Here is a 12353-nt window from a genome sequence, read left to right on the forward strand (position 1 = left end):
ATCGTGATGCCATAACGCGTCAGGTAGCTGACGGGCGTGCGCACGACGTTGTCGCTGAGGTCGAAAATGTAGTTGTCGGCAAGTGCCATGGGAAATTCCTTTTCTGGTCGGGACGGGCGCGCACCGGCCTGTGCGGTCCTCGTGCGCGCCCTGCCGTTCAGCCCCGGTGCGACCCGAGGGGCTGTCGAGAGACGGGGTCTTGCCGGATCAGTCCTTCTTGACCGGACCTGACAGGTATTCCTCGTCGGAGACCGCTTCCATCCAGTTCACCGGGCTGCCGTCGATGGCTTCGGTGATGGCGATGTGCTGCATGTAGGTGGTGTCGGTCGCGCCGTGCCAGTGGCGCTTGCCGCAGTTGCACCACACGGTGTCGCCCGCGCGGATCTCGGTCTTTTCACCGCCTTCGCACTTGTGCCAGCCCACGCCCTGCGTGACGTAGAGGGTCTGTCCGGCCGGGTGGGTGTGCCAGTTGGTGCGCGCGCCCGGCTCGAAGTTGACGATGGCGAAACCGGCACGGGCGGGTTCGGGCGGATTGAAGATGCGGTCGATGCGCACGGTGCCGGTGAAGGTCTGCTCGGGGCCCTTGATGGCTTCGGCGGTGCCGTTGCGAAGGACGACGGCGTCCTGCTTGGTGAGGTCGTTCGTGTCGCTCATGATATGTGCTCCTGCATTCGATAGCAGGCGAAACGCCCGCCATCCCGGAATGGCTCCCATGTGCGCCCTGCCCCGCCGCTCGACAATGGCCTCGTGCCTACACACAGTGTTGAGTTGAACTCATGGACCCGAGCCGGACCTGCTGCGTTAGAGGGGCATCGTGCAAGGTCCGGCGCGCCCGTTTTGCGGGTGGAGGCCCGGCCACCGCGCACCCTCGACGCACCACATTTCAGGAGACTGCCCCATGTCGAAATTCGCCCTCGCCGCCGCCCTTGCCGGAGCGGGCCTTGCCTGCAGCGCCTCTGCGCTCAGCGCGCAGGACAAGGGCCAGGAGGCCGATCAGGTCGTGGTCGACCAGAACGAGACCGAGGCCCAGGAAGGCCCTGCCGACTATTTCACCGGCACCGCCTACATCCGCCGCCTGACTTCGGCCACTGCGCCCGGCCAGGCGGGTACCGCACTTGTCACCTTCACCCCCGGCGCACGCTCCAACTGGCACACCCACCCGGCCGGCCAGACCCTCTACGTCACCGGCGGCTGTGGCTGGACCCAGGCCGAAGGCCAGGACCCCCAGCGCATCTGCACGGGCGACATGGTCTACGTTAAGCCCAATGTCCGCCACTGGCATGGCGCAACCTCGGCCGAAACCATGACCCACGTCGCAATCACTGAATCACTGAACGGTAAGGGCGTGAACTGGCAGGAACCCGTGACCGACGCGCAGTACACCGGCCCCGCGAACTAAGGGCCATCGCGTCCGCGAACCGCAGCCGCCCCCACAGGCGGGAGTCTTCATGATCCTCCCCACGGGCCGGTTGCGGTATCGCGAACAAGGGCTCATTAGAGGCCCATGTCCATAAGTCGCACCGACATCGCCGATTTCTCCTACTTCCTCGCGATTGCCCGCCACGGCAGTTTCCGGAAAGCCGCTCTTGAGATCGGCGTCAGCCCTTCAGCCCTCAGCCACTCGCTGCGGGGGCTGGAAGAACGCCTTGGCGTGCGGCTCCTCAACCGTACCAACCGCTCGGTCACGCTGACCTCGGCCGGCGAGGAACTGCGCGAGGCGATCAGCGATCCCTTTGCCCGGATCGATCAGGCGCGCGACGCGCTCAACCGCTTCCGCGATACGCCCACGGGCCGCATCCGCCTCAACGTCGCGGCCGATGCCGCCGCCCTGCTCCTCTCGCCGGTGATCCCGGTGTTCATGGAGCGCTACCCCGATGTCGAGGTCGACATCGTCGCCTCCAACCGCATGGTCGATGTCGTCGCCTCGGGCTTCGATGCCGGGATCCGCTACGGCGGCACTGTGCCCGAGGACATGATCGCCCAGCGTCTCTCGCCCGACATCCGCTGGATCGTCGCCGCAGCTCCCGCCTACCTTGAGCGCTTTGGCACCCCGCAGGACCCGGAGGAACTGAAGGAGCACCGCTGTCTGGGCGTACGGCTGGGCGATGACCGCATCTACCGCTGGGAGTTCATGGGCCGCGACGGCGAGGAATTCGACATTGCCGTCCCCGGCCAGATCACTGTCGATGAAAGCCGCTCGATGGTCTCCATTGCGATTGGCGGAGGCGGCCTGATGTACGGCCCCGAACCCGTTGTCGCCCCCTTCATCGCCAGCGGCCAGTTGCAAACCGTGCTGGACGAATGGGCCACCACCGGCCCGGGCTTCCAGATCTACTATCCCAGCCGTCGCCAGGTGCCCACCGGACTGCGCCTGCTGATCGAACTCGTCCGCGAGATGGCCCCGCTCGGCCTTTAGGCGTTTCAGGTGCGTTCCCGGGCCATGGATGAAAATGGCTCAACGCTCCATCGAACACGCGGCGGCTAATCGCGAAGCCTCCCCTGCCCTAACTGGAGAAGCGAACCACCGCTTTCCAGCATAGGACACCGATATGACCAAGGCTTACGGCGCCACCGCCGCCGACCGTCCGCTCGAGGAAATGACCATCACGCGCCGCGCACCCGGCGCGAACGACGTTGCGATCGCCATCGATTACTGCGGCGTGTGCCACTCGGACCTGCACACCGTGCGCGGCGAATGGGGCGGCACGCTGTTCCCCTGCGTGCCCGGCCACGAGATCGTCGGTCGCGTCACCGCTGTGGGCGCCGACGTCTCCGCCTTCAAGGAGGGCGATGTGGTGGGCGTTGGCTGCATGGTCGACAGCTGCCAGCACTGCAGCCCATGCGAACAGGGCCTCGAGCAGTTCTGCGAAAACGGCATGACGCCTACCTACAACGGGGACTGCGAGGAAGCGCCGGGCCACACGCTTGGCGGCTATTCGCAGGACATCGTGGTGAGCGACAAGTTCGTGCTCAAGATCACCCATCCCACCGAACAGCTCGCCGCCGTGGCGCCGCTGCTGTGCGCGGGGATCACCACCTATTCGCCGCTGCGCCACTGGAAGGCAGGGCCGGGCAAGAAGGTCGGCATTGTCGGCATCGGCGGTCTTGGCCATGTCGCCGTCAAACTCGCGAAGGCGATGGGCGCGCACGTCGTCGCTTTCACGACCTCGGAAAGCAAGCGCGAAGATGCGCTGAAGCTGGGTGCCGACGAGGTCGTCGTCTCGCGTAATCCCGGCGAGATGTCCGCGCACGCGGGCAGCTTCGACTTCATCCTCGACACCGTCGCCGCGCCGCACAAGCTTGACGATTACACGGGTCTCCTCACCCTCGACGGCACGCTGACCCTCGTCGGCCTGCCCGACAGCCCGCACCCCTCGCCCAACATCGGCTACCTCATCATGGGCCGCCGCTCGATTGCCGGTTCGCTCATCGGCGGCATTCCCGAAACCCAGGAAATGCTCGACTTCTGCGCCGAGCACGGGATCACCGCGGACATCGAGATGATCCGCGCTGACGGCATCGACGAGGCCTACGAGCGTATGAAGCGGTCGGACGTGAAGTACCGCTTCGTGATCGACATCGCGACGATGGACGCCTGAGCCCAACCGGGCCGTCCTTTCGCTCCCCCCATTCCAGGAGTATCTTCCATGAACCCGACCTATGATTTCTCCGGCCAGGTTGCCCTCGTCACCGGCGCCGCTTCCGGCATGGGCCTTGCCGCCGCCGAGGCCTACGCCAAGGCTGGCGCTTCGGTCGCCATGCTCGACAACCGCGCCGACGTCCTCGTCGAAGCGGCCAAGAGCCTTTCCGACAAGGGCTTCACCGTCCTTCCCATCACCTGCAATGTTCTCGAGGCCACCGAGGTCGAGGCGGCTGTAGCCAAGACCGTGGAAACCTACGGCCGTCTCGACATGGCCTTCAACAACGCTGGCATCCAGAGCGATGTCGCCGATCTGGCCGAAACGTCGGTCGAGGCCTTCGACCACATGACCGGCATCAACCTTCGCGGCGTGTTCCTCGCCATGAAGTACGAGCTGGCGCAGATGAAGAAGCAGGGCTCGGGCGCGATCGTGAACAACTCCTCGCTCGGCGGCTTCGTCGGCGTTCCGGGCCGTTCGACCTACCACGCCGCCAAGCACGGCGTGCATGGCCTGACCAAGACGGCGGGACTTGAATACGCCGCACAGGGCATCCGCGTGAACGCGGTTGCGCCGGGCATCATCAACACCCCGATGGTCGCCGAGATGATGGAGCGCGAGAACGCTGTCGATGGCATGATGCGCGACGTCCCGATCGACCGTCTGGGCACCGCCGAGGAAGTTGCAAACGCCGTCATGTGGCTCTCGAGCCCCGGCGCCAGCTTCGTGGTCGGCCACGTGATCGCCGTCGACGGCGGCTACGTCGCCCGCTGATCCCGGCCACCGACAAGACGAGAAGAGGACACTTCCCATGCCCCACGTCGCGATCAAGATGTACCCCGGCCATAGCGATGCCGAAAAGCAGGAACTGGCCGACCGCATCACCGCCCTCATCGCCGAAACTCTTGGCCATGGCGCGCAGTCGGTCTCGGTCGGGATCGAGGACGTGTCCCCTTCGAAATGGATGAACAGTGTCTACGCGCCGGAAATCCAGGCGAAGGAAAAGACCCTGTTCAAGCGCCCCGGCTACGGCCCTCTGGCCTGATCCGGACGAGCGCCGACGGGACGATGAACGCATCTCATCGTCCCGTCGCATTTTCCTCAAGGCGGCAAACGGGAGCCATGAGGGGTGCCACTCGTCATTCCAATACGATACTGGAGAAGACAATGAACAAGCACATCCTCGCCGCGGCCGCAGCCGTCGCCATGCCCGGGGCCGCTTCGGCCGCCGAATCGGTCGCCCCCGACTACATGCAGCGCGCCGCCCCCGCCCTTGCCCGCTACACCGACAACGTCCTGTTCGGCGATGTCTGGAAGCGCGAAGAACTCTCGCCGCGCGACCGCAGCGTGGTGACCCTCTCGGTCCTCGTCTCGACCGGCAAGAGCGCGCAGATCCGCCCGCACCTCGAACGCGCGCTCGACAACGGCGTGACGCCCACCGAGATCGGCGGCCTCATCACCCAGCTCGCCTTCTACTCGGGCTGGCCCAACGCCTTCTCGGCCGTCCAGATCGCCGACGAGGTGTTCCAGGAGCGCGGCATCGACGCCTCGGCCATCCAGCCCGCGACGACCCCGCTCAACGACAAGCCCGCCAACGATGGCCAGCGCGAGAGCGCGGTGAACAACGGCGTAGGCCAGATCGCCCCGACGCTCGGCGAAATGACCAACGAAGTGCTCTTCAACGAGCTCTGGCTGCGCCAGGACCTGGCCGCGCGTGACCGCAGCCTCGTCACCATCGTCGCGCTGACCGCCAGCGGCGATGCCGACCAGCTCGGCTTCCACCTCCAGCGCGGGATCGAGAACGGTCTCACCAAGGCGGAACTCGGCGCAGCCATGGGCCACCTGGCCTTCTACGCCGGTTGGCCCAAGGCCTTCTCGGGCGCGACCGCGCTCGGCAAGCTTGGCAACGGCAACTGATCGCCTGAATGACCGGCACCAGTACCCCCGACGCACACCGGGACGCGGCCACGCAGCGTGAAGCCACGCAGGCGCTCACCATCGTCTCGCTCGCAACGGCGCTGGTGCTGGTCGTTTTCACACTGCCCCTCACAACGCTCGCCGCAACTTCCGAGGCGCTCGGCGCAGGTGCGGGCGCGCAGGCCTGGATCCTGAGCGCCATGCCGCTGGGCTGCGCCATCGGCCTCCTTCCCGGCGGTGCGCTCGCCGACGATTATGGGCGCAAGCGCGTGTTCGTCGCGGGCCTGGCCATCATGGGCGCAACGCTCGCCGCAGGAGGCCTGGCGAGCGGCCCCATCCCGCTCATCCTCCTGCGCGTGGCGCAGGGCATGGGTGGTTCAGGGATCATGGCCGCCGGGCTCGGCCTCCTGGCCCAGAGCTTCCCCGATCCCACCCGCCGCCGCCACGCCACCGGCATATGGGCGATGGCGCTGGGCGCGGGCGTAGCGGCAGGCCCCCTGCTTGCCGCCGCGCTCGAAGTCCTGGGTGGCTGGGCCACGGTCTATCTCGTCGAGGGCATCATCTCGCTCACCCTCGGTGCGGCGGCGCACCGTGTCCTTCGCGAATCCCATGCCGGAACGCCGCGCCCGCTCGACCTTGGCGGCACCATCACCCTCGGCGGAGGCATCGCCTCCCTGCTTGCCGCGATGACGCAGGCACGCGGCGCCAATTCCGGCACGCTAGTTCTCGGCCTGATTGCTTTGGGCCTGCTCCTTCTCACCGCCTTCGTCCTGATCGAGAAGCGCCGCGCCGCCCCCATGCTCGATCTCGACCTGTTCCGCCGCCCCGACTTCATCGGAGCAACCCTTGGCGCCTATTTCTCGGGCGCGGGCGTGCTGGGCCTGATGTCGGTAAGTGCCACCGTGCTCGAGCGCGCTTACGGCCTCTCGCCGGTGATCGGCGCGCTTGTCCTCATGGCCTGGTCCGCGACCAGTTCGGTGACCGCCATGGGCGCGCGCTACCTCCCCGAAAGCGCCACCCCTCCCCGCGTCATCGTCGCCGGGCTTCTGGCCTGCGGGATCGGCCAGTTTGCGACCGGCTTTGCCGACGAGATGGGCGGCGTCATCGGCTTCATCCCCGGCATGCTGCTCGCCGGCGCGGCCAACGGCTACCTCAACGCCGCGCTCGGCCAGCAGGCCATCGCCAGCGTCCCGCCGCGCGATGCGGCCATCGGCAGCGGCGCGAACAACACCGCGCGCTACCTCGGCTCGGCGACCGGCCTTACCCTTGTCGCGTTGATGATCGCGAATGCGCCGGGCGGCGATATCCTTGCCGGTTGGCGCCAGGCCGCCATCGTTTCGGCCGGACTTTCCGTCCTTGGTGCGGTCCTGTGCCTCGTCACCCTTCGCCCGCGTCGCGCGGCGCCCGAGCCTAGCTGACATCCCACCCCACGGCGCCAGACCTTTCTGACGAGAACGCTATCAACGCGGCGATCCCGTTCTGTGCGGGAAGAGGCTTGCACCATAAAATGATTGCGCTAACAGTAGCCCGACAAGAAGACATGGGAGCGGGTAGTGAAAAGCGCGATATCAGCGGGCATGGCCCTTGTTCTGGGCGGAACGTCTCTGGCGGCCAGCGCCGCGCCCGACAGCGCCGTGCGCCACATCACCATTGACGCTGCAAAGACCACGGGCCCGATGGACCGGTTCGCCACGCAGTCGGTCGGCTCGGATTTTCCCGGAACGCTCATCCGCCCCGACAGCCAGGCCCAACTCCAGACCGTCTCTGATGAACTGGGTTTTCGCTACATCCGCTTCCACGACATCTTCCACGATACGCTGGGCACGGTGCAGGAGGTCGACGGGCAGATCGTCTACGACTGGACCGGGATCGACCGGCTCTACGATGCGCTGCTGGCCAAGAACATCCGCCCCTTCATCGAACTGGGCTGGACGCCCGCGGTGATGCGCACCTCCGATCTCCAGCTGTTCTACTGGAAGGGCAACACCTCGCATCCCCAGCCCGACAAGTGGCGCGATCTGGTCCACGCCTTCGTCACGCACCTGCGCGATCGCTACGGCGCGGCCGAAGTGCGCCGCTGGTATTTCGAGCTGTGGAACGAGCCCAACCTCGACGGCTTCTGGGAGAACGCCGACCGCGACGCCTACTTCGGCCTCTACGCCGACACCGCGCGCACCATCAAGGCCATCGACCCGGCCCTGCGCGTCGGCGGTCCCGCGACAGCGGGCGCGGCCTGGGTCCCGGAATTCCTGTCCTATGCCCACACCAACGGCCTTCCGGTCGACTTCATCGCCACTCACAGCTACGGCGTGGAAGGCGGCTTCCTCGATGAGGAGGGCAAACAGGACACCAAGCTTACGGAAAAGCCCGATGCGGTCATTTCCGATGTGCTCGACGTGCGCGCGCAGATCGAGGCCTCGGCCTACCCCGGCATCCCGCTCTTCTTCACCGAATGGAGCACGAGCTACACCCCGCGCGACTTCGTGCACGACAGCTACATCTCGGCCCCCTACATCCTCTCGCGCCTCAAGGGCACGCAAGGCGCGGTTCAGGGCATGAGCTACTGGGCCTACACCGACCTCTTCGAGGAACCAGGCCCGCCGCCCACCCCCTTCCACGGCGGTTTTGGCCTGATGAACAAGGACGGCATCCGCAAGCCCGCCTGGTTCACCTACAAGTACCTGAATGCCCTTCGGGGCGACGCCATTGCGGTCAAGGACACGCAGAGCTTCGTTGCGCGCGACGGACAGAATGTGGCCGCCGTGATCTGGGACTGGCAGCAACCCGAACAGAAGGTCAGCAACAAGCCCTTCTTCACCCGCCTGGTACCGACCGCGAAAAGCCGCCCGGTCGAGCTGCATTTCGACCACCTGCGCCCGGGCACCTACCACCTCCAGGTTCACCGCACCGGCTATCGCCGCAATGACCCGCTCTCGCTCTACATCGACATGGGCATGCCCGAGACCCTCGATGCCGACCAGATGGCGCAGATGCAGGCCGAAACCGCCGACCGGCCCGAAAGCGACCGCGTCGTCAGCGTGGCGCAGGATGGCACGCTTGACCTTTCGCTTCCCATGCGCCGCAACGACGTGACCCTTGTCACGCTCGCGCCCGCTACCAACTGATGCGCCGCGTGCGCCTGCCTCTTTCGGAGACCCTCTCGTGACCCTTTCCCGCCGCAGCCTGTTCAAGGGCACCGCCGCCAGCGCCGTGGCCGCATCCGCCGCACCGCTCGCCGCCAAGAGCCTCGCGCAGATGCCCGAGGGCTGGAGCACGGGCGCGAACGGCCAGCGCAAGGCCGATCTTGGCAACGGCTACTTCCGCAACCCCATCGTAGCGGGCGATCACCCCGATCCCTCGATCCTGAAGGACGGAGACGTCTACTACATGACGTTCTCCTCCTTCGATTCCTATCCCGGGCTCGTCATCTGGCGCTCGACCGATCTTGTGAACTGGGCCCCTGTCGGCCCGGCGCTGCACACCAACATCGGCACCGTCTGGGCGGTCGACATCTGCAAGCACGACGGGCGCTTCTACATCTACATTCCCGCTGCACCCGCGGGGAAGCCCTGGGGCATCTACGCGATCTGGGCGGACAAGATTGAAGGGCCCTGGAGCGAGCCGGTCGACCTCAATATCCCGGGCTGCATTGATCCGGGCCACATCGTGGGCGAGGACGGCAAGCGCTATCTCTTCGTCAACGGCATCCGCAAGGTACGCCTCACCGACGATGGCCTGGCCACAGACGGCGAGGTCGAGCCCGCCTACGATCCCTGGCGCTTCCCCGACGAGTGGGTGACCGAGAACTTCGCCCCCGAAGGCCCGAAGCTCCTGCGCCGGGGCGAGTGGTTCTACATCGTCACCGCCGTGGGCGGGACGGCGGGTCCCGTGACCGGCCACATGGTCATCACCGCGCGCTCGCGCTCGGTCCACGGGCCCTGGGAGCACTGCCCACACAACCCTATCGTGCGCACCACCAGCGTCAACGAACCGTGGTGGTCGCGCGGCCATGCTACGCTCGTCGAAGGCCCCTCGGGCGACTGGTGGATGGTCTATCACGGCTACGAGAACGCGATGTACACGCTGGGCCGCCAGACCTTGCTCGAGCCGATACGCTGGACCCAAGATGGCTGGTTCGAGGCCATTGGCGGCGATCTCTCGCTCCCACTCCCGATCCCTGCCGGAGGGACGCGTTCGGCTTCAGCCCCGGCGCTGTCGGATGACTTTACGGCCAACCGCATGGGCACGCAGTGGTCCTTCCACGCTCCCAAGGCCGAGGACGGGACACGCGCCAACTATCGCGGCTCCAGTCTCGAGATCGCGGCGCGCGGGACTTCGCCTGCCGATTCCAGCCCGCTCACCTGCACCGTCCCGGACCGCAGCTACGAGGCCGAAATCTCGCTCGACCTCCTCGATCCGGCCGCCGAAGCGGGCCTTATCCTGTTCTACAACGACAAGGCCTTTGCGGGTCTGGGGTTCACCGCCGAAGCGCTCAAGCTCTTCGAGTATTCGCAGGAGCTGGAATGGGCGGCCATTCCCCTGTCCACGCGCACGCTGCGGCTCCGCCTCACCAACGTCGAGAACGTGATCACCTGGCACTATTCCACCGATGACGGAGCGACTTGGCAGCGCCACGGCACGCGCATGGAAGTCTCGGGCATGCATCACAATGTCTTCGGCGGTTTCCTCGCCCTGCGCATCGGTATCTACGCGGCGGGTGAAGGTGCGGTGCGCCTCCGCAACTTCACCTACAAAGGCATCACCGCCCCCACCAACAAGGTGATCCAGACCTGACCTCTCACAAGGTCTGCCCGTCGTCGATCCGGATGTCGGCGCCGGTGATACAGCGGCTCTCGGCTGAAAGCAGGTGGAGCAATGCCGCGTCGAGCGCGTCCTCGTCCATGAGGCGTCGACGCGGCATCGCCGCCACCTGCCGCTGGCCCGCCTCGGTCTCGAACCAGTCTCCGGCGAGTTCCGAGGCAAAGTAGCCCGGTGAGATCACGTTCACGTTGGGGCCGGTGCGCACCCATTCGTTGGCCAGTAACCGACCGAGATGGCTCACCGCCGCCTTCGAGGCGCTGTAGGCGACAAGACCGCTCCCCTGCGTCTGCGCGGTGATGGAGGAGACCAGGACGATCCGCCCGTCCTGCGCGCTGCCCGCCGCGACCATGCGCCGGGCGGCTTCGCGCGCCGTCAGAAAGGCGCCGCGCACATTGACGGCAAAGACGGCATCGAAATCCGCGACGCGCAGGTCCAGCGCCTTGCCGCTCCAGTTCATCCCCGCGTTGACCAGCACCGAATTGACAGAGCCGAAGTGCGCCTCGATCCGGTCGAAGGCCGCGACAAGGTCCTCTTCGCGCGCGACGTCTCCGACCACCGCAAGCGCGACGCCTCCCTCCTCAACGATCTCGGCCACCACGCGCGCAAGCGCCTCTTTGCGACGGGCCAGCAGCGCAACCTTCGCCCCGCGCCGCGCGGCCTTGCGCGCGACATGCGCACCGAGCCCGGAGGATGCCCCCGTGACCAGAAGCGTACGCCCTTCCATGCCGCATTCGGATGCCATCGCCACTCTCCCTGCTCGCCGCCAAAATCATTATTACTTGCTTGATTAAATAATCATATGCAAGGTGCGCGCTGTCAACACGACAGGAAGGATGCGCCATGGATTTCGAGCTGACAGAGGAACAGTCCATCCTGAAGGACACGCTGCGGCGCTACCTCCTGGACCAGCACGATTTCGAAGCGCGTGGCCACACCCTGCGCGATCCCGTATGCGCCCGCGCGCTGTGGGACGGACTTGCCGAAATGGGCCTTACCGGCGCCCCCTTCGCGGAAGAGCTCGGGGGCTTTGGCGGAGGACCCGTCGAGGCGATGATCGTGCAGGAGGTGCTGGGCGAGGCGCTCGTCTGTGCACCATGGAGCGAAACCGTGATCCTGTGTGGCCGCCTGCTCGAAGCCATCGCCACACCTGCCAGCCTCCAGCTTCTTGCAGACCTCGTTTCCGGACAGGCGCGCCCGGCGCTCGCGCACTGGGAGCCTCAGGCCCGCAACGGCCTGCACCATGTCGCGACAACCGCCACCGCCGAGAGCCAGAGCTGGCGCCTCCACGGCGACAAGGCGCTCGCCATTGGCGCGCAGGATGCGTCCCACCTTCTTGTCACCGCCCGAACGTCAGGTGCGGTGCGCGATGCGGCCGGAATATCGCTCTTCTGCGTGCCCATCGACGCGCCCGGCCTGGACTTGGCCCCCGTGCGGATGATCGACGAGCGCACCGCGTGCGATGTCACGCTTGCAGGCGTCCTGGTGCCGAACACGAGCCTCCTTGGCGCACGCGACGCAGCGGCTCCGGCTCTGGAGCAGGCCGATGGAGACCTGCGCGCCGGTCTTCTCGCACAGGGCGCCGGGATCGCGCGCCGCATGTACGAGGACACCGTCGAATATACCCGCCAGCGCCACCAGTTCGGCCAGCCCCTCGCCCGCTTCCAGGCGCTGCAACACCGCATCGTCGACATGCTGATGCAGGTGGAAATGGCGCAGTCGGCAAGCCACCTCGCCACGCTGAGCCTGACCGCGCCTCCCGCAGAACGCCGCGCCGCAATCGAGGCCGCAACGATCGTGACCCATGAGGCGCTGCGCTTCGTCGGTGAGAACGCGGTGCAACTGCACGGCGCGATGGGCCTGACCGACGAACTGGCTGTCAGCCACTACTTCCGCCGCGCCACGGCTCTCATCCAGCAGCTGGGCTCGCACGACCACGCGGTGTCGGCCTACGCCCGGACCTTGAAGGCCGCCGCCTAG

General features: G+C 66.6%; 12 protein-coding genes. 10 read left to right on the top strand and 2 right to left on the bottom strand.

What is annotated here, in order from left to right; genetic code table 11:
• Positions 1-207: 207 nt before the first annotated feature.
• On the bottom strand, positions 208-654 hold the full coding sequence (locus tag MTR65_RS01235; RefSeq protein WP_226633412.1) for a (R)-mandelonitrile lyase: 447 nt from the start codon (positions 652-654) through the stop codon (positions 208-210).
• 244 nt (positions 655-898) lie between these two features.
• On the opposite strand from MTR65_RS01235, the gene MTR65_RS01240 reads away from it, so the two are divergent.
• The 9 genes from MTR65_RS01240 to MTR65_RS01280 all read left to right on the top strand — a co-directional run bounded on the left by MTR65_RS01240 (position 899) and on the right by MTR65_RS01280 (position 10349).
• Positions 899-1399: a (R)-mandelonitrile lyase gene (locus MTR65_RS01240; RefSeq protein ID WP_243796482.1), complete on the top strand. Its 501-nt coding sequence runs from the start codon at positions 899-901 to the stop codon at positions 1397-1399.
• Positions 1400-1504: 105 nt separating this feature from the next.
• Positions 1505-2416, top strand: coding sequence for a LysR family transcriptional regulator (locus MTR65_RS01245; protein ID WP_243796483.1), 912 nt, complete (start codon positions 1505-1507; stop codon positions 2414-2416).
• 133 nt (positions 2417-2549) lie between these two features.
• Positions 2550-3599, top strand: a complete 1050-nt coding sequence (locus tag MTR65_RS01250; protein ID WP_243796484.1) for an NAD(P)-dependent alcohol dehydrogenase — start codon at positions 2550-2552, stop codon at positions 3597-3599.
• Between the two features lie 48 nt (positions 3600-3647).
• Positions 3648-4412: an SDR family NAD(P)-dependent oxidoreductase gene (locus tag MTR65_RS01255; protein WP_243796485.1), complete on the top strand. Its 765-nt coding sequence runs from the start codon at positions 3648-3650 to the stop codon at positions 4410-4412.
• 37 nt (positions 4413-4449) lie between these two features.
• Positions 4450-4683 (top strand): tautomerase family protein, encoded by a 234-nt coding sequence (locus tag MTR65_RS01260; protein WP_243796486.1) that lies wholly within the window; start codon positions 4450-4452, stop codon positions 4681-4683.
• A 122-nt stretch (positions 4684-4805) separates the two neighbouring features.
• Positions 4806-5555, top strand: coding sequence for a carboxymuconolactone decarboxylase family protein (locus tag MTR65_RS01265; protein ID WP_243796488.1), 750 nt, complete (start codon positions 4806-4808; stop codon positions 5553-5555).
• A gap of 8 nt (positions 5556-5563) precedes the next feature.
• Entirely contained in the window at positions 5564-6973 is a 1410-nt protein-coding gene (locus tag MTR65_RS01270; RefSeq protein WP_243796490.1) for an MFS transporter, read from the top strand.
• A 159-nt stretch (positions 6974-7132) separates the two neighbouring features.
• The gene (locus tag MTR65_RS01275; protein WP_243796493.1) at positions 7133-8680 is read left to right on the top strand and encodes a GH39 family glycosyl hydrolase; all 1548 of its coding nucleotides are present in this window, start codon (positions 7133-7135) and stop codon (positions 8678-8680) included.
• Between the two features lie 37 nt (positions 8681-8717).
• On the top strand, positions 8718-10349 hold the full coding sequence (locus MTR65_RS01280) for a family 43 glycosylhydrolase (protein ID WP_243796495.1): 1632 nt from the start codon (positions 8718-8720) through the stop codon (positions 10347-10349).
• A gap of 4 nt (positions 10350-10353) precedes the next feature.
• On the opposite strand, the gene MTR65_RS01285 is transcribed toward MTR65_RS01280, so the two are convergent.
• Complete coding sequence (locus MTR65_RS01285; protein ID WP_243796496.1) at positions 10354-11118, bottom strand: SDR family NAD(P)-dependent oxidoreductase; 765 nt, start codon at positions 11116-11118, stop codon at positions 10354-10356.
• 98 nt (positions 11119-11216) lie between these two features.
• Here MTR65_RS01285 and MTR65_RS01290 point away from each other — a divergent pair, with 98 nt between their 5' ends.
• Positions 11217-12353, top strand: a complete 1137-nt coding sequence (locus tag MTR65_RS01290) for an acyl-CoA dehydrogenase family protein (RefSeq protein ID WP_243796497.1) — start codon at positions 11217-11219, stop codon at positions 12351-12353.

The sequence above is a fragment of the Novosphingobium mangrovi genome, assembly GCF_022818885.1.
GTDB lineage: Bacteria > Pseudomonadota > Alphaproteobacteria > Sphingomonadales > Sphingomonadaceae > Novosphingobium > Novosphingobium mangrovi.